Source organism: Leifsonia sp. A12D58 (assembly GCF_047530025.1).
Lineage (GTDB): Bacteria > Actinomycetota > Actinomycetes > Actinomycetales > Microbacteriaceae > Cryobacterium.
The window spans coordinates 38,822-55,351 of sequence record NZ_JBLJAT010000008.1 but is presented as its reverse complement, the minus strand read 5'-3'; the positions used below and the strand labels follow the sequence as shown (position 1 = coordinate 55,351).

General features: G+C 62.6%; 14 protein-coding genes, 3 tRNA genes and 1 pseudogene. 6 read left to right on the top strand and 12 right to left on the bottom strand.

Features of this window, described 5'->3' with window-relative positions:
• Positions 1 to 41: 41 nt before the first annotated feature.
• Both hpt and tilS read right to left on the bottom strand, forming a co-directional pair.
• Positions 42 to 593, bottom strand: a complete 552-nt coding sequence (hpt, locus tag ACMT3I_RS15320; RefSeq protein WP_414805385.1) for a hypoxanthine phosphoribosyltransferase — start codon at positions 591 to 593, stop codon at positions 42 to 44.
• Between the two features lie 60 nt (positions 594 to 653).
• Complete coding sequence (gene tilS, locus ACMT3I_RS15315) at positions 654 to 1,649, bottom strand: tRNA lysidine(34) synthetase TilS (protein ID WP_414805384.1); 996 nt, start codon at positions 1,647 to 1,649, stop codon at positions 654 to 656.
• Positions 1,650 to 1,740: 91 nt separating this feature from the next.
• Between tilS and ppa the strand changes: the two genes are divergently transcribed.
• A complete protein-coding gene (gene ppa, locus ACMT3I_RS15310) occupies positions 1,741 to 2,232 on the top strand; it encodes an inorganic diphosphatase (RefSeq protein ID WP_414805383.1) in 492 nt (163 codons plus the stop codon).
• Between the two features lie 156 nt (positions 2,233 to 2,388).
• On the opposite strand, the gene ACMT3I_RS15305 is transcribed toward ppa, so the two are convergent.
• Together ACMT3I_RS15305 and ACMT3I_RS15300 are read right to left on the bottom strand one after the other, a co-directional pair.
• Positions 2,389 to 3,792, bottom strand: coding sequence for a C40 family peptidase (locus ACMT3I_RS15305; protein ID WP_414805382.1), 1,404 nt, complete (start codon positions 3,790 to 3,792; stop codon positions 2,389 to 2,391).
• Positions 3,785 to 5,173 carry a peptidoglycan DD-metalloendopeptidase family protein gene (locus tag ACMT3I_RS15300; RefSeq protein WP_414805381.1) on the bottom strand — a complete coding sequence of 463 codons (1,389 nt, stop codon included), beginning with the start codon at positions 5,171 to 5,173 and terminating at the stop codon, positions 3,785 to 3,787. Before ACMT3I_RS15300 ends, ACMT3I_RS15305 begins: the two co-directional genes overlap by 8 nt.
• Positions 5,174 to 5,486: 313 nt before the next feature.
• Between ACMT3I_RS15300 and ACMT3I_RS15295 the strand changes: the two genes are divergently transcribed.
• The 3 genes from ACMT3I_RS15295 (at position 5,487) to ACMT3I_RS15285 (ending at position 5,812) form a co-directional block, all read left to right on the top strand.
• A tRNA-Glu gene (locus tag ACMT3I_RS15295) sits at positions 5,487 to 5,559 on the top strand.
• Positions 5,560 to 5,593: 34 nt separating this feature from the next.
• Positions 5,594 to 5,667: transfer RNA gene (locus ACMT3I_RS15290), tRNA-Asp, on the top strand.
• Between the two features lie 72 nt (positions 5,668 to 5,739).
• Positions 5,740 to 5,812: transfer RNA gene (locus ACMT3I_RS15285), tRNA-Phe, on the top strand.
• A 121-nt stretch (positions 5,813 to 5,933) separates the two neighbouring features.
• On the opposite strand, the gene ACMT3I_RS15280 is transcribed toward ACMT3I_RS15285, so the two are convergent.
• From ACMT3I_RS15280 to hpaD, 3 genes and pseudogenes are all read right to left on the bottom strand, one after another.
• Entirely contained in the window at positions 5,934 to 6,734 is an 801-nt protein-coding gene (locus ACMT3I_RS15280) for an HpcH/HpaI aldolase family protein (protein ID WP_414805380.1), read from the bottom strand.
• Positions 6,719 to 7,513, bottom strand: coding sequence for a 2-oxo-hept-4-ene-1,7-dioate hydratase (hpaH, locus tag ACMT3I_RS15275; protein ID WP_414805379.1), 795 nt, complete (start codon positions 7,511 to 7,513; stop codon positions 6,719 to 6,721). Before hpaH ends, ACMT3I_RS15280 begins: the two co-directional genes overlap by 16 nt.
• Positions 7,510 to 9,229: pseudogene (gene hpaD, locus ACMT3I_RS15270) on the bottom strand (3,4-dihydroxyphenylacetate 2,3-dioxygenase). Before hpaD ends, hpaH begins: the two are co-directional and overlap by 4 nt.
• Positions 9,230 to 9,357: 128 nt before the next feature.
• On the opposite strand from hpaD, the gene ACMT3I_RS15265 reads away from it, so the two are divergent.
• Positions 9,358 to 10,278, top strand: a complete 921-nt coding sequence (locus ACMT3I_RS15265) for a LysR family transcriptional regulator (RefSeq protein WP_414805378.1) — start codon at positions 9,358 to 9,360, stop codon at positions 10,276 to 10,278.
• A gap of 48 nt (positions 10,279 to 10,326) precedes the next feature.
• On the top strand, positions 10,327 to 11,010 hold the full coding sequence (locus tag ACMT3I_RS15260) for a GntR family transcriptional regulator (RefSeq protein ID WP_414805377.1): 684 nt from the start codon (positions 10,327 to 10,329) through the stop codon (positions 11,008 to 11,010).
• Between the two features lie 106 nt (positions 11,011 to 11,116).
• On the opposite strand, the gene ACMT3I_RS15255 is transcribed toward ACMT3I_RS15260, so the two are convergent.
• From ACMT3I_RS15255 to ACMT3I_RS15235, 5 genes are all read right to left on the bottom strand, one after another.
• A complete protein-coding gene (locus ACMT3I_RS15255; RefSeq protein WP_414805376.1) occupies positions 11,117 to 12,250 on the bottom strand; it encodes an FAD-dependent oxidoreductase in 1,134 nt (377 codons plus the stop codon).
• A 170-nt stretch (positions 12,251 to 12,420) separates the two neighbouring features.
• Positions 12,421 to 13,251 (bottom strand): siderophore-interacting protein, encoded by an 831-nt coding sequence (locus ACMT3I_RS15250; RefSeq protein WP_414805375.1) that lies wholly within the window; start codon positions 13,249 to 13,251, stop codon positions 12,421 to 12,423.
• A 149-nt stretch (positions 13,252 to 13,400) separates the two neighbouring features.
• On the bottom strand, positions 13,401 to 13,895 hold the full coding sequence (locus ACMT3I_RS15245; RefSeq protein WP_414805374.1) for a MarR family winged helix-turn-helix transcriptional regulator: 495 nt from the start codon (positions 13,893 to 13,895) through the stop codon (positions 13,401 to 13,403).
• 29 nt (positions 13,896 to 13,924) lie between these two features.
• Positions 13,925 to 15,214 carry a multidrug effflux MFS transporter gene (locus tag ACMT3I_RS15240; protein WP_414805373.1) on the bottom strand — a complete coding sequence of 430 codons (1,290 nt, stop codon included), beginning with the start codon at positions 15,212 to 15,214 and terminating at the stop codon, positions 13,925 to 13,927.
• Positions 15,211 to 16,512 carry a DUF3500 domain-containing protein gene (locus tag ACMT3I_RS15235; protein ID WP_414805372.1) on the bottom strand — a complete coding sequence of 434 codons (1,302 nt, stop codon included), beginning with the start codon at positions 16,510 to 16,512 and terminating at the stop codon, positions 15,211 to 15,213. The genes ACMT3I_RS15240 and ACMT3I_RS15235 overlap by 4 nt, the downstream gene beginning before the upstream one ends.
• Positions 16,513 to 16,530 lie beyond the last annotated feature (18 nt).

The following is a 16,530-nucleotide window of genomic DNA, read 5'->3' as shown; positions in this document are numbered from 1 at the left end:
TCGCCGTATGTTCGCCGTGAGGGGAACTCGAGTTTTCTCGGTTACGAGTAAACGTGCGGCGCGAGAATGCCAACCGAGCGTAGGTTGCGGTACTTCTCGTTGTAGTCGAGGCCGTAGCCGACGACGAACTTATTGGGGATGTCGAAGCCGAAGTACTTCACATCGATGTCGACGCGGGCAGCTTCTGGCTTGCGAAGGAGCGCGCAGATCTCAATGGATTCCGGGCCACGGGAGTTCAGGTTGGCCATCAGCCACGACAGGGTCAGGCCTGAATCGATGATGTCTTCGACGATAAGAACGTGGCGGCCGGTGAGGTCGGTGTCGAGGTCCTTGAGGATGCGCACGACGCCACTTGACTCGGTGCCTGAGCCGTACGAGCTGACGGCCATCCAGTCCATCGTGATGGGGATCTGAAGTTCACGAGCCAGGTCGGCCATAACCATGACCGCGCCCTTCAGCACACCGACAAGGAGAACATCCTTGTCTGCATAGTCGGCTTCGATCCGGCGGGAGAGTTCGGCGAGCTTGGCGCGGATCTCGTCCTCCTCGATCAGAATCTCGGTGAGGTCGCCTTCAATGTCGCGTGGTTCCATGGAACGGAAATTTCCTTTACTCGACTCGGTTCAAAGTGGTGCGGCGCTGCCGCACAGCACCTAGCGCTGCGCGGTAAAAACCAGCAGCCCATCCTGCCTGTTAACTCTAACGCCTGGCAGGTCGAGTGCCTTCTGCCCGTGCCAATCGGTGACGAGCCGCGAAACAGCCAATGTGTGCACGCGTTCAAGCGACACGCCGAACTCGCTCTCGACGACGAAACGGATGATCCGCTGTCGCAACGCGGGCGGATTCGCCTCGAGCGCTCCTACCGAAATCGCAATGCCCGCCTCGGCCGGCTCGCAGATCTCCTCGATGAATTCGAGCACCATCTCGTCGAGTGCCGCCGAATCTTCACGCAGCTGGGCAGCAGTCCTGGCCAGCGCTTCTGCAACGCCGGGTCCGAGCTCTGCCTCCATCACCGGAAGCACGTTCTGACGCACCCGCACCCTGGCGTACCGGGGATCGGCATTCTGCGGGTCATTCCATGGCGTCAGGCCTGAGTCTGAGCAGAACTGCCTGGTCTGTTCTCGACGGATCGCGAGCATCGGTCGCAGGTAACGGCCACTTTCGGATGCCATCCCCTGCAGGCTTGTCGCTCCTGAGCCACGCGCCAATCCCAGCAGCACCGTCTCTGCCTGGTCGTCAAGGGTGTGGCCGAGCAGTAGTGATGATGCCCCGGTCTCGTCGAGGATCTGGTCGAATGCCGCATAACGCGCAGAACGGGCTGCTCCCTCTGGACCCTCGCCCCCCGGTGCGTCCGAGACATGGACTCTGCGCACGATGACGGGGTCAAGCCCCAGGTTTTGTGCCTGCTGAGCGGCAGCGGATGCGACATCCGCTGATCCGTGCTGCAAACCGTGATCGATGATGACCGCGCCAGCAGCGACCTGTGCCCTGGTCGCCTCGAACGCAGTAGCGGCTGCAAGGGCGAGTGAGTCTGCTCCCCCGCTCAACCCGACGAGGACCGACTCCCCGGCCGCAGGCAACACATCACGTATCGCCCGTCGGATGTCGGCGATAGCGGGGCTCAGTCGTGGGCGGCGTTCAGACTCCATCCAGTAACGTTATCCGCAGACTTCGAGCACGAAGTCCTGTCTGAATGCTTTGCATCACCCGACAGGACGCCAACAAAGGAGAAACCTGGCCATGGCCGCATATGACGCAGTAATCGAAATCCCGCGCGGAAGCCGCAACAAGTACGAGGTTGACCACGAAACCGGTCGCGTATACCTCGACCGCGTTCTTTACACGACCTTCGTATACCCCACCGACTACGGCTACTTCGAGAACACCCTGGGCCTCGACGGCGACCCCGTCGACGTGCTCGTGCTCCTCGACTACCCGCTCTTCCCTGGCGTCGGCGTCTCGGTTCGTCCGGTTGCAGTCTTCAACATGACCGATGACGGCGGCTCAGACGCCAAGGTCATCGCGGTTCCTGCCGGCGACCCGCGTTGGGAGCACATCCAGGACATCAACGACATCCCGGAGTACACCCGCAAGGAGATCGAGCACTTCTTCGAGCACTACAAGGACCTTGAGCCGGGCAAGTGGGTCAAGACCGAAGGCTGGGGCGACGCAGCGGAGGCTGACCAGATCATCCTCGACGGCATTGCCAAGCTGGCGGCTGAGGGCCACTAGTCCGCAGCGCACAACGAGAAGGCCCCGCAAAGATTTCTCTGCGGGGCCTTTTTGTCTGTTCGTTTTGTCTGTTTCGAGCAGCACAATCAAGTGCCGAGGCGCTCGAATTCGGCAGTCCTGGCCCCGCAGGTGCGAGTCAGGCCAAGGAGACCATGGTCAGCCCGACGGACGCCCGACGTACGGCGCAACGTCTCCCCAGCTCCAGATCGGATGGATGCGTACTGGCTTTCCATAATCGGGAGCTTCGAGGATCTGGCCACCACCCATGTAGATAGCCACGTGGTAGTAGTTGCCTGGGACACCCCAGAACACGAGGTCTCCGACCTGCGCTTGGGAGAACGACACAAGGCGACCTCGGTTGGACATCTCGCGGTACTGATTGGTAGCCGAGTGCGTTCCAATATAAATTCCCGCAGCAGCATATGCCGCTTTCGTGAGCCCGGAGCAGTCCCAGGCGTCCGGGCCGGAACCACCGAGCTCGTAACGATCACCGAGCTGAGCCCTGGCGAAATTGATCGCCGTGTCGACTGCACTCGCGCTGGGCGGCGGCACGGTGACCACGGGCGGTGTCGGATCGGCTGGCGTGACCGGAGGGGTCGTCACGGGTGGCGGGTTGGTTACCACCGGCGGGTTCGTGACCGTCGGCGGATTGGGCACACTCGGCGTCCCTGCTCCGCCGCCTGAGTTGCCTCCGCTACCGCCACCTGAGCCTCCGCCATTTCCGGCTGGGGGCTTGGCGGCATCCGCCGCCGCCTGAGCATCTGCAAGGGCTTTCGCCGCAGCGGCAGCATCAATTCCCGCGCGATACGAACGTTCAGCCTCTGCAGTGGTGTCCTTGAGCAGGGCGAGCTGTTCGAACAGCTCGTTCGACTTCTGCTGCTGCGTTTCAAGCGCCGCCTGGGCACTCTGGGCTGCAGCGTTCGCCTCGGTGAATTTGGCCTTGGAGTCTTTGGTCAGCCTGTCGCGCTCGGCCGTCGCTGACGACGCCTGTGCGCCAAGGGACTCAGCCGTGTTCTGGTCCTGGGTCGCCTCGCGATAGATGGTCTGCGACTGCTCGCTCAGCTTGCTCGCTGTTCCGAGCTGATGCAGCAGGTCGTCGGCAGAGCTGCCGTTCAGAAACAGGTTGACCGAGAGGTCCTGTGCGCCGGTCTTGGCCAGATGAGCGGCGATCAACCCTGCACGCAATTTCGACGTCTCTGCCTTGGTCTTGGCCGAAGCCGCCTGTTTTGCCAGGCTGGCTTCTTTGGCCGTGGCGGCATCCAAATCGTCAAGAGTCATCCGATAGGCCTCAGCAGCAACCTGCGAGACCTTCGATGCGGCGTCTGCCGTCTTCTGCAGTCCGGTGAGCAGGCCGGAGATCGCGTCGATCTGCGCTTTCTTCGTCGCCTCGCTCTGCTTGGCTTTCTGAACTTCGTCCCAGCTCGGGTACCCGGTGTCGGCGAAGGCCACCGGTGCAGTGATACCGACGGATGCCGTGACAGCCCCGATCGCCAGCGCCGACAGCAGAGCTGCGGGCTTCACCCGAGAGAATCGGCGGGTCGTGGACTTGTCGCTACCCAAGGGGCGCACCTCGTTCTGCCATGAAGGGAATCGGATTGATGCGGTTGTCGTTGATACGCACCTCGAAGTGCAGGTGGCAGCCGTCTGCCGCTCCGGTCATACCGACGCTTGCGATGTTCTGTCCGGCGCTCACGTCCTGGCCGACGTTGACGAAGATGCCACCGTCGCGGATGTGCGCGTAGCCGGTGGAGACACCGTTGCCGTTGTCGATCAGCACGAAGTTACCGTAGGTACCATATCGGCCGGCGTATCGCACTGTTCCTGCGGCCGCCGCATAGATTCCAGAGCCGCAGCCTGCGCCGAGGTCAGCACCATAGTGGGTGCCACCGCTGCATTGTCCGCCGCTGCTGCAGATGACCTGCCTCGGGCCGAAGCCGTCGGTAATGCGTCCGCTTGCCGGAACCGCCCAGCCATTGTTGATGTAGCCACCACCGAGGCCGGGGCCTGCCGAGCTCGAACCGCCTCCACCCCCGCCGCCGCCATTGCCAGCTGCGGCCGCTGCGGCAGCGGCAGCCGCTGCCGCACGCGCAGCTTCAGCTGCCTGCCTCGCACGTTCGGCAACGCCAGCTTCGTAAGCGGCAGCCGTCGTGCTTTCGGTGTCCTGCATGAACTTGAGCTGCTGGTCGAGCTCGATGCTCTTCGCTTCAGACTCCGCCAGTGCGCCGGCTGCGGCGTCTGCCGCGGCCTGAGCTGCGGCCAGCGCGCTCTCAGCAGCGATTCGGAGCGTCTCGCGCTCGGCCTGTGCCGACTTGGCCTGATCTCCCAGTGACTGGGCATTGTTCTTGGACGCCTGCGCCAGGTCATAGACCTCGCTGCTGCGCTCGACGAGCTTTGTCATGCTGCCGAGCTTCGAGAGCAATTGTTCTGCACCGTCGCCGGCAGCCTGACCGTCGAGGAAGAGGTTCACGCTCAGATCGGTACCGCCGGTGCGGTACAGCTGGGCGGCAAGCTGGCCTGCCTGCCTGGTCGCTGCATCCGCACTCGCCTTGCTGGAGTCTGCCTCTGACTGCAGATTGTCTGCGCGCAACGCTGCGTCGTCAAATTTTGCCTGCGCAGCTTCCATCTCGTAACCACGAGCTTCGGATTCGGCCTGCGCTTCGGCGACCCTGGTCTGCAGACCGTCGATCAGGGTCTGAATCTCGGCGACCTTGGCCGACGCTGCAGCCGTGTTCGACTTTGCGCTCTGCAGGTCACCCCATGAGGGATAGTCGACAGCTTCTGCGGGCGATGCAGGACTGAGCGCCACCGATATCAGAGCCGCAATGGCCATGAATGAAGTGATAGCGGCCACGCGGCGACGACGGATGCGTACACGTCGATTTGCTGGACCGTGCAGGCTTACCTGCACTCCGCGCTCGTCTGTGGAACTTGTGTGACTCATAACTCCCCGATCAGGCACGTGTGAACTTTCGTCACAGTGACCACATTCTTCACAGTAACAACATGGGGCTCGGGTGCCTGCCAATGCAAACGAATCTAACCCGGAGGGGGCTCTTAGCCCGTGCCATTCACCGGCGCGGTGCGATTTCACAAATATTTTTAGAGAAAATAAATGGGATCTGATCGGGATATTTAGCCGGAGAAATGTGCGAAAAGGGCGCAAAAACGACACTCCGGCGCTGCTCGATTTGAACTATCGGGCAATCTAATCGTATGCTTATGCGTCGGAAGTCATGAGCTTATGACAGCCACACGGCCCCATCGTTTAGTGGCCTAGGACACCGCCCTTTCACGGCGGCAGCACGGGTTCGAATCCCGTTGGGGTCACACAATTTAATAAAGTAATATGGTTTCACATCGAGGCCCTGTAGCGCAGTTGGTTAGCGTGCCGCCCTGTCACGGCGGAGGTCGCGGGTTCAAGTCCCGTCAGGGTCGCAAAGTGAAAAGCCCTTCCTTAATACGGAGGGCTTTTCTCTTAGGAAGCGGCTTCTCGAAGTTTGTTTCTTAGGCTCTGTAGCTCAGTTGGTAGAGCGTTCGACTGAAAATCGAAAGGTCACCGGATCGACGCCGGTCGGAGCCACTTGGCCATTCTCCAGGCTTCTACTGGGGGGTGGCCTTTTTTATGCCCGTAATCGAATGGGCTATTTCGGGTGGCGCATCAGGAAGTGCATCATCTACTGCACCCCGGCCGCACCCCCACCTCAGTACGACGCTCGCTCGATACGTTCAGTCGGAATGAACTGGGCCACTAGGGATTCTGAGTTTCTCGCGAGCATGGCGACATCCGCTCCCACAAGCACAAACGTGGCCCCCGCGTTCAGGTAAGCCTGCGCCACCGTGAGATCGAAAGCATTGACACCAACCGGCTTGCCTACGGATCGCACTGCATCGAAGGCCCGAAGCACAGCGGCGATCACGTCCGGATGCGTCTGCTGACCGAGCAGGCCCATTGACGCTGCGAGGTCTGACGGCCCGACGAAGACGCCGTCGATGCCATCGGTCGCCGCGATCTCTGCCGCAGCGTCAACGCCCTCCACCGATTCGATCTGGACGAAGAGCGACACGTACCGATCAGCATCGGCGAGATAGTCATCGATCCTGTTCCACCGCGCTGAACGGGCCAGCGCCGATCCCACTCCACGCATACCTCGCGGCGGATAGCGCACCGCGCGCACAAGCTCTTCGGCCTGCTCGGCAGACGACACCATCGGCACGAGCAGATTCTGCGCACCAATATCGAGCGCCTGCTTGATCGTCACGGCGTCTCCCGATGGCACTCGAACGACGGGAGTGACCGGATAGGCGGCCACAGCCTGCAGCTGGAGCAGGGTCGACTGCAGATCGTTCGGGCCGTGCTCCTGATCGATCAACAACCAGTCGATGCCTGATCCCGCCACGATCTCGGCAACGAGCGGGCTGCCAGAGCACACCCAGATCCCGGCCAGGGGCCGCGACGCCGCGGCCAGGGCGTCGCGCAGGGTGGGCTTCAGATGAACCGACATGTGATTGTTCCCAGCTCTCGGTAGTCGGCGTTGATCGTGTCGCCCTTTTCGACCCACAGGGGACGAGTGAACGAGCCGGCGAGTACGATCTCGCCCGCCTCGAGCCTGTCGCCATGCTGGGCGAGCTTGTTCGCGAGCCAGGCCACTCCTGTTGCGGGATGGTTCAGCACCGCTGCAGCTACCCCCGACTCCTCTATTACCTCGTTTCGATACAGCAGCGCAGAGACCCAGCGCAGGTCGATGGCGTCGACCTTGGTCGGGTTTCCGCCGTAGACCAGCCCGCCGAACGCGGCATTGTCGCTGATGGTGTCGACGATCGTGCGCCCCGGCAAGTCGATGCGCGATGACAGGATCTCCAGTGCGGGCACCACATAGTCCGTTGCCCTCAGCACGTCGAACACGGTGACGTTCGGACCCTCAAGCGCGGTGGCCAGCACGAATGCGAGCTCGACTTCGATGCGGACGTTCGAGAATCGGTCGTGCTCGATGACTGATCCGTTTTCGAAGACCGTATCAGCGAAGATCGCCCCGTAGTCGGGCTCGGTGATACCCGTTGCGGCCTGCATGACTTTCGACGTCAGGCCGATTTTGCGCCCGACGAGCCGTCGCCCTGCTGCGGTTCGCCGTCGACGCCACTCATTTTGCACGGCGTATGAGTCGTCGACCGTCATGCCGGGATACCGCCCGGTCAGCAGCGGCACACTCGTGCGATCGCGCTCAGCTGCGGCAAGCTCGTCGGCGATGGCAATGATCGTCTGGCCATCAAGCGTTCTGGTCACAGTGCTCGTTCCCGCTCGAACTGCGCGCGCCAGGCGGCGTTCATCGGAAACAGTCCATCGATGGCGAAGCCAGCGGCGACCCGGCCGGCGATCCACGCATCCTCTTCTTCCTGAGCGAACGCGGCATCGACGATCTCCTCGACAATGCCGGGAGGAATCACGATGACACCATCGGCATCGCCGACGATGATGTCGCCGGGCTGCACGGCGGTGCCGCCGCAGCCGATGGTGATGTCGGCATCCCACGGCACATGCTTGCGGCCGAGAACCGCGGGGTGCGCCCCGTTCGAATAGACCGGGATTCCGACCGCGGCGATCGCGTCGTTGTCACGGATGCCACCATCAGTCACGATGCCGGCGGCTCCCCGAGCATGGGCTCGAATGGCGAGGATGTCACCGAGGGTGCCCGATCCGGCCTCGCCGCGCGCTTCGATCACGATGACTTCACCGGAGCGCACTTCGTCGAACACTCGCTTCTGCGCGTTGTATCCGCCGCCGTGACTGATGAACAGGTCTTCGCGACTGGGAACGAATCGAAGCGTCGCCGCTGTCCCGACAAGTTTTGCTCCCGGATGCAACGGGCTGACTCCGTCGATCGTCATGTTGTTCAAACCACGCTTACGCAGCTGGGCAGAAAGTCCAGCAACCGGTGTCGCGAGAAGCTTGGCGTGCAGTTCGACTGAGAGGGTACCGGCGAGGGCGCTCGTCTCAGCGCTAGTCTCAGTGGACACCGAGGTAGTCCTCAAGGGTGCCGGGCGACGCCTGCAACAGCGGCTCGTTCACGGGCTCCGCCGGGAACTCGCTGGCTTCGAAGAACCAGCGGCGAGAGGCCGGCATCCCCCAGAGCTGGGCGCGCTTGGGATTACTGACGTCCCACCGAAGCGGCACTTCTTCCAGATCGATGAACTGGTAGTGCGTGGTGAACAGCTCGATCCGGTGCTGGTCGGGGTCGCGCAGGTACAGGAAGAGCGCGTTGCTGATGCCGTGGCGGCCAGGACCGCGGTCGATCTCTTCGCCGAATCCGAGCGCGCCGGCGACATCCGCTGCATGGAGCAGGGCCGTGGCGTCCGGAACCGTGTACGCGAAGTGGTGCAGACGCGGGCCCTGGCCGTTGGTGAAAACCAGGTCGTGAGTGTTGCCCTTGACCTCCATCCACGAACCCCAGAGTTCGTCGGTGCCATCGGTCGCGGTGTATTCAGAGACCCGCATGCCGAGCCCCGTCCAGAAGTCGGTGGCGGTTTGCACGTCGTATGTCACGACCTGGTAGTGGTCGATGCGCTGCGGAGCGCCGGCAACGAACTCGTTGAAGTTCTGCATCTTGCGTGACACCTGGCCCATGGACGAGGTGAGCTCCATGTGCGTACCGACGGGATCGCGGAACTGAAGCGTCGGGCCCTGATGGGCCTTCTCCACTCGTTCGTGCTCGATGCCGATTTCAGCGAAGTACTTTTCAGCGGCGACGATGTCGGCATCGGCGCGCACGCGAAGTCCCACGCGCAGCGCTTTCGCCTCGTCAGCGCGCTCAAGCACGAGACTGTGGTGTGACGACTCCTCAAGCCCACGCAGGTAGATGGCGTCGTCAGTTTCCTCGCTGACGATGAGGCCGACGACATCGCGATAGAAGTTGCGACTGGCCTCGAGGTCTGTCACGGCAAGGGAGACATGGCTGGCGCGGGTGAGAGCGAATGGCGGGGTGAAATTAGTTTTCGGCAACATTGACGACTCCTGATTTGTGGGTGAGTGACGCTGTCAGCTTCGCAGTCTGATGCGCTGGGCAGAACTATCTATTCGCTCTGCAGCCCATAGTCAAAAGCTATAGCGGCCTCGACGATATACTCTCGAGCATGGAGCTCCGTCATCTCCGCTACTTCAACGTCGTCGTCGAGGCCGGCTCGTTCACTGCTGCTGCCGTCCAGCTGCATATCTCGCAGCCCCCGCTGAGTGTCGCGATCGCAAAGCTCGAAACCGAGGTCGGTGTGCCGCTCCTGGTGCGCACCCCACGCGGGGTCGAGCCCACCAGCGCCGGACGCTATCTACTTGATGCGTCATCGCGAATCCTCGGAGAGATCGATGATGTCGTCTCGGCACTCGGCCGATTCGGTGCCGGTACTGCCGGATCACTGACGATGGCTGCAGTTCCGGTGCTCATGTGGCGTCGGATCCCCCAGCTGCTTCGCGCTTACGCATCCGAAGCGCCCGACGTTGAAATCAGGCTCGTCGACCCGCCGCCCTGGGGGGCGATCGATATGCTCCAACAACGCACAGCCGACCTGGCCGCGATCATGGTCGCAGACCCGCAACGCTTCGCCCAGCGCCATCGCGGCTCACTTGACATCATCGACTGGGGCGAGGTTCCCCTGGTCGCGGCGCTGCCCCCCGATGCGTCTGATGCGCCAGATCCCCTGCCGCTTCACTCGTTCAATGGAAAAGTTGTGCTTCTTCCTCGTCGGACAGCCGCAGTGCCCAGCCTGCCAGAGGCCGTCGAGAACGCATTTCGTCGCCATGGTGTGACGCCCGCTTCAATCCGCACTGTCGAGACAATCCAAACGTGCATCCCGCTGATCGAAGCGGGAGTCGCTGTCGCCATCCTGCCCGATCCCGACAACGCGAGTCTGACCAGATTCAACATGACTGTGCGCCGTATTACCCCGGAACCTGAACGGCTCCAAGCGCTCCTGCTCGCTCGAAGCGGCGCAACCAACAACCCGACTATCGCTCGATTACTTGAGCGAGTTTCCGAGAACCGCCCGGATCGTATGCGATAATGCCTAGGATCAGTGAGCCCTCAGGGACACACCGAAAGGGGCACGTGGATGGCCGAGAGTAAAGCCGAGCAGGCCTACCAAATCCTCAAGCGGCGGATCATGGATGGCACGTACGGTCCCGGCAAGCGCCTGGTGATCGACCAGCTCGGCCGGGAGTACAACATCAGCTCGGTTCCCTGGCGCGAATCCCTGCGGCGACTCGAAGCAGAGGGCTGGGTCGATTTCGTGCAGAACGCCGGAGCGATCGTCAAGACGTTCGACACCGAATCCTGGCAACGCACAATGCGGCTCCTTGCACGGCTCGGCGCTCTTGCCACTGCGCTCTCCTCTGAACATCTGACCGCTGACGACATCGCCACCTGCCGCGCACTGAACCGTGAGATGGCTGACGCGCTGGCCAATTTCGATCCGCGACGGTTCGGCATCCTGAACCGAGAATTCCACGCGCTGCTCTGCTCCAAGTGCGACGATGAGCGACTCAACGATCTGGTGGAGTCAGAGTGGGCGCGCCTCGAACTCACCCGCCGTTCGGCGTTCTGGTATGCACCGGGGCGGGCGCTCGCCTCACTGGCCGAACACGACGCAATACTCGACCTCATCGAAGGCGGTGCCAGCCAGGAGATGATCGAGACGGCCACCCGGCGCCACGACACCAATACAATCGAGGCGATCACCCGCTACGAGGCAGAGATCTCGGAATCTGAGCTTTCAGGGGTGCACGGCTTCAAATAACAGCCGGCGTCCCGCACTCGACACCGGGCGGCTGCTCGCGCACCGAAACGCCGGAGGCGGGAACGTTTCCGCTCCCGCCTCCGGGGTGAACCAGGTGAACGTGAGCCTAGATGGGCTGCGCCATGACATCCATCACGTGGTTCGTGGCAGCGACGTTGTCGAAGCCCTCGAGTCGCCCCATCTCCCACTCACCGATCGCCAGAGACGTGTCGACGATGAGCTTGCAGCGCTCGAAGCGGCGCTCGCGGTACTCGACGAAAGCGGATTCCAGGTCAGGGTGCTTCGACAGCGCGTCGGCCAGCACAACGCCGTCTTCAATCGCCTGGGCTGCGCCCTGTCCCATGTGGGGCGTGATGGCGTGAACCGCGTCGCCGAGCAGCACGATCCGTCCCTTGTGCCACGGTCCTTCAACGATGAGAGACTCCTCCGGACGCAGGACAACCGCGCTGGGGTCGTTGATGTGCTGGTCGCGGACTCGGCCGGTCAGCCCACCGAACGGCGCGAGGTGCTCCTTGAGGATGTCCGCGAGGTCGGCCTCTGCCGGACGATCGGACTTCTCCATCTGGGCGTTATAGAAGAGGTAGGCCAGGTCGGGGCCGATCGGCACGAAGCCGGCCATGCCGCTCGGGCCTTCCTGCAGGATGATTCGGTCGATTTCCGGTTCACGCGGAATGTTGATGCGGAACGCTGACTGGCCGATGTAGCGAGGCTGGATTTCCTCGTCGAGCACATAGCGGCGGGTCTGTGAACGCACGCCGTCTGCACCGACGACAAAGTCAAAGCGCTCTGTCGAGCCGTCTGACAGGGTGACCTCGACAGCTTCGCCATCATCGACGAGGCTTTCGAATGTGGTCGAATAGTGGATATCGGCGCCGACTTCGTTGGCCTTGTTCGTCAGGATTTCATGCAACTGCGGGCGGGTCAGGCCGTTGAGCGGCGGGAGGTCGGATCCTTCGATGCGAGCCCCCGGCATTGCGAAGAGGAAGTTTCCGTCGACGTCGTACATGCTTCCCCACGCCGTGGCGGGGAAACCGACGGCCATGCATGCCTCGGCGCAGCCGATGGCGTCAAGTGCGCGGAGTGCGTTGATCGGCTGGATGATTCCGACGCCATACACCGATGAATGAAGATCCGCGTGTCGTTCGATCACCGTGACGTCGAACCCGGCATTCCGCACGGCTATCGCCGTAGCAAGCCCTCCGATACCGCCGCCTACGATGAGCACTTTGCCTTGGATCATTGCTATCCCTACGTCACTGTGAGAGTCGGCCACGCATCATTGCGCACCGGTATTGCATATAACTGTGATTATGACAGATGTCTGTCATCTGTGGGTATAAGAAATTCTGTTGACGTTTTATATCAGTGCCGACTTGAGGCGCCGTAAGCCTCCTCGAACCGCAGCGATGGTTAGCTGGGCCTGCGCCCGCCGCGTCGCAAATCGTCGCCCTCTGTCAGGGCAAGCTCCGATTTCCACTCACGAAAACCATCTTCGGTGCGGCCACGACGCCAGTAGCCCGAGATCGAGAGTTGATCGCGCCCCAGTCCGCGCTCCGTGCGCAGATACGGGCGCACACCGTGCATGATCTCCTCGGCCTCACCGTGCACGAAGGCGTGCACGCGGCCATCCAGCCAGTCCACCGCTCGCACGGCTTCCTCAAGACGCACACTCGCCGCACCGCCGTTGCGGTGCACGAAAGTGATCGCCCCGCCGGAGGGCAGAGTGAGGATCGGCTCGTGCTCAGCAGAGTCGACAAGCACGACTACCCGCACCACGGCGTCGCGTTCGAGTGAATCGAGCGCCGCGGTGACGGCGGGCAGCGCGGACTCGTCGCCCACCAATAGGTGCCAGTCAGCATCGGGCATCGGCGCATAAGCGCCGCCAGGCCCGTTGGCAATCAGCACGTCGCCCACTGCGGCGTTCGCCGCCCAGGGGCCGGCGATCCCCTCGTCTCCGTGCACGACGAAATCGATATCAATCGTGCCGGCGTCGACGTTCGGGTTGAGCGCCGTATACGTGCGCACATCGGGCAGGTCTTCGGGCGGAACCGTACCGCGGAGTGCCCGCACGTCGATCTGATCGGGGTAGCTCACACCCGGCTTGGGAAAGACGAGCTTGACGTAGCGATCGGTGTGCACGCTGTCGGCAAAGCCGGAGAGATCGTCAGCCTGCAGGTGTATCCGCCGAAGCGACGGGGTGATCCACGATGTCGCGGCCACGGTGAAATGGGTTGTCGGCATGAATCGTTCCCCTTCCTGACGTGTCAATCAGGGGCGTTCCTGCGACACGGATGACAGACATGCGGCATTGTTGCAGACGACTGTCACATGACAGTAACAGCAAATCATCCGCGGCCTCTAGGGCGCCGCTGCCTGATTCTCGATCGTGATCAGAGACCGCGAACCGGCCAGAGCGGTTCCATCGGGCGTTCACTGCCATCGAGTTCAAGCAGGATGCGACGCAGCTCGTTCACAACCGTCTCCGCGCCGCCTTCAGACAGGACGGATGTCACCCGTTCGGTGACCTCAGCCATCCGCGCAGAACCCTCCCGGACCCCGTCCCTACCCGCGTCGGTCAGGGTGAAGAGCACAACCCGACCGTGAACCGGATGAGGCTGGCGGTTGACCCATCCGAGCTTCTCGAGGCGGGCCAGTGCAGTCGCCACGCTCTGCGGCGTGATGTGGATTCCGCGCGACAAATCAGAGGCAGACAACGCGCCGAGCTGAGCCAGATGCACAGACAACCCGAGCTGGGTCACCGTGACGCCGAGGCTTTTGACAGCATCGTGGAGCACGCGGTTCACCGCGTTGTGGGCGCGCCACAACGTGTATGGCAGTCCGTCCCACCAGAAGAATTCCCCGGAATCATCGGGTGTTGTCGACACAGTCCCTCCAGAGGGTTCGGCTGCCCATCCTAGCGGGGACGCTCAATGATTACAGATGACTGCGATTGCAGACGGGTTCGCTGACGTGTCTGGCTGGCCACCCACCATGCACCAAGGCCGATGCTGGAGCTGACTAACACGATGACGCCGAGGTGGGCCGCTGTGAGTCCGATGATGCCGGTAAGTGGAGAGCCAAGCACCCCACCAAGAAACTGGGCAGAGCCCGTCAATGCCGACGCCGCACCGCTGGCCACCAGGGTTGTCTGACCCCAGCTGTGTCCACCCGGAAGCACTAAGCCCGCAGCTGCAGCACAGATCATCGATGCTGCCCAGAGCAACCATTCAGGCCCGTGCGTGAGCGACGTGACCACGAGCAATCCTCCCGCCACGGCACTCGCCGTGAGCCCGATACCGTGCGCGAATGACGGATGCCGCGTCCGGACGATGCGTCTGAACCCCACGTTGGCGCACAGCATGGCGACAGCATTCGTCCCAAAGACCAGAGCAAAAACCGCAGGCGGATAGCCAAGCTGGCGCTCGACGACGAACGACGCCGTCGCGATGTACGCGTAGAACCCGACGGCGTGAGCAGCGATAGCACTGGCAACGAAGACCAGTTCCTTGTTACGAACCGCTGTCGAGAGCGCACCGAGGACTCCACCTTCTCGCGGGGGCGTTCGACGCTCCAGCTGAAGGGTCTCCGGCACGATGAGGGCGAATGCCAGCGAGATGATTCCCCCGAACGCGGCAAGGGCGACGAAGTCTGCACGCCATCCCCAGACGAGGGCGATCGCCAGTCCGGCCACGGGTGCAACGACGGGAGCGATCGTTGTCACCAGCGAGAGGATCCCGATCCGGGATGCCACTGAACTGGTATCGGGTGACAGATCGCGCACCACGCTGCGGGACACAACGATGCCGGCGGCTCCGCACAGGCCAGCGACTCCCCTCGCCGCGATGAGCATCTCCGGCGTCACGGAGAGCGCACTGATCACAGAGGCGAGCGTCCAGCCGATGACGCCGACGATGATGACCGGGCGTCGCCCGTGCCTGTCGCTGAGCGGTCCCCAGAGAAGCTGCCCGATGCCGATGCCGAGCAGACAGGCGGTGATGCTCGCCTGCACCATCCATTCGCTGCCGCCGAGCTGGTGCTGGATGAGCGGCAACGATGGCGTGTAAATGTCGACAGACAGTGGCCCCAGTGCGGTGAGCATCGCCAGGATGGCGAGAATCAGTCCGGTCGCCTGCGCCGACGCGCCCTGACGCCGCCGGATCCCCTGTGCGCCCACCCCGCGCGGAACCAGCGGCGCACCGCTCATTTCTGGGTATTCGCCTCGGCGATGTACGCCCGCCCGTAGTCGTTGCCGTTCGGCAGACGCAACGTGGTGTGAACGTGAAAACGGGCGGGCAGCCTGTTGTTCAGCCAGACGCCGGCGTGATGGTCGAGCTCCGCGAGAATAACCGGGCTCTGGATGCGGAAGTAGAACGGCTGCGAGCCGTCGGTCGCTCCGTACCAAGAGAACCAGGTCTCATCGATATGCGCGTCGAAGTCACTGAGGGTTACCTCGCGTTGTGGTGCGCTGAGCAGCAGGAAGAAGTCTTCAGCGAGTGCCCGCAGGAGTGCGCGCTGGGTGTCGTTCAGCTCCGATGCCGGGATGCCTTCATACGGGACGACCCGGTTGTCACGGAATGCGCCGGCGACGTGGCGCTCGTCTGCAGGGTGCAGGCGTCCCTCCGGCATCGATGGGTCGAGCACTGAATCGAAGATGACCGCACGTTCGCGCTGCTGTTCTGTCAGAGATTCTGCGAGCTCGATGGCGATCTGTTCCCTGGCGTCGAAGAGCGGCGGGCGCTCGCCATCTGACAGTGCTGGTTCAGCGCCGATGAATACCGGAGCGACGACGTGTCGGCCGCCGACGGTGACGAAGTTGAGCGCGACGTGGTGTCCGAACAGCTGCCAGCCCCAGGGTTCGGTCGCTGACGGCGTTCCGAACAGAGATACCCAGTAGCTGCGATCGTTCATGACTGATGGCAGGTCGACGAGCTCGCCGAGGAAACCGTTCAGCGCCATCGCCTCACTCACACGCTCGTAACCTTCGGGGCTGAGTGATGCCCTCACAAGTTGAAGGATGGCATCCACTGTACTGTCGCTGAGGTCTTCCAGGCGCAAGCCAACGCGGTAGATCACGAACTCAGGGTTGCTCCACGCACGCCACTCTGGTGCGTCGAGCTGATACGTGAACTGCTCGCGTTCCTCAGGACTCAGCACTGCGAGCACGTGCTCGGCCGCAGCAACGAGCTCTGGATCTGTCGGAGCGCCGTCGGCGGGAAGGTCATACAGACCTTCCCGCACCACGCCGTCTGAGGTGATGCCGACGAACGGCTCTCTGTACAGGCTGTCCCAGTAGGTGAGCAGCTCCTGCAGGAACGGTGCCGAGTAACGATCCTCGGCGAACTCCTGATAGTTCATGCCGCGACTTCCGGCCAGCACAGGGTCGTCGAGATCGTACAGATAGTTAAGATAGCCGTCAGCCGGCAGCTCGATGGCGCCCTGTCGACCGGTCACCCGAGCAGTAGAGAAGTATTCATCGATGTGATCGTTGTCGGTGTTTTCCATTGTCTGACGCTTTCGTTT

Excerpts from the sequence above, each read along its gene's own strand:
- ACMT3I_RS15300 (WP_414805381.1), bottom strand. The coding sequence starts at position 5,173 with ATGAGTCACACAAGTTCCACAGACGAGCGCGGAGTGCAGGTAAGCCTG.
- ACMT3I_RS15265 (WP_414805378.1), top strand. The coding sequence starts at position 9,358 with ATGGAGCTCCGTCATCTCCGCTACTTCAACGTCGTCGTCGAGGCCGGC.
- ACMT3I_RS15255 (WP_414805376.1), bottom strand. The coding sequence starts at position 12,250 with ATGATCCAAGGCAAAGTGCTCATCGTAGGCGGCGGTATCGGAGGGCTT.
- ACMT3I_RS15280 (WP_414805380.1), bottom strand. The coding sequence starts at position 6,734 with ATGTCGGTTCATCTGAAGCCCACCCTGCGCGACGCCCTGGCCGCGGCG.
- ACMT3I_RS15260 (WP_414805377.1), top strand. The coding sequence starts at position 10,327 with ATGGCCGAGAGTAAAGCCGAGCAGGCCTACCAAATCCTCAAGCGGCGG.
- ACMT3I_RS15250 (WP_414805375.1), bottom strand. The coding sequence starts at position 13,251 with ATGCCGACAACCCATTTCACCGTGGCCGCGACATCGTGGATCACCCCG.
- hpt (WP_414805385.1), bottom strand. The coding sequence starts at position 593 with ATGGAACCACGCGACATTGAAGGCGACCTCACCGAGATTCTGATCGAG.
- tilS (WP_414805384.1), bottom strand. The coding sequence starts at position 1,649 with ATGGAGTCTGAACGCCGCCCACGACTGAGCCCCGCTATCGCCGACATC.
- ACMT3I_RS15240 (WP_414805373.1), bottom strand. The coding sequence starts at position 15,214 with ATGAGCGGTGCGCCGCTGGTTCCGCGCGGGGTGGGCGCACAGGGGATC.
- ppa (WP_414805383.1), top strand. The coding sequence starts at position 1,741 with ATGGCCGCATATGACGCAGTAATCGAAATCCCGCGCGGAAGCCGCAAC.
- ACMT3I_RS15235 (WP_414805372.1), bottom strand. The coding sequence starts at position 16,512 with ATGGAAAACACCGACAACGATCACATCGATGAATACTTCTCTACTGCT.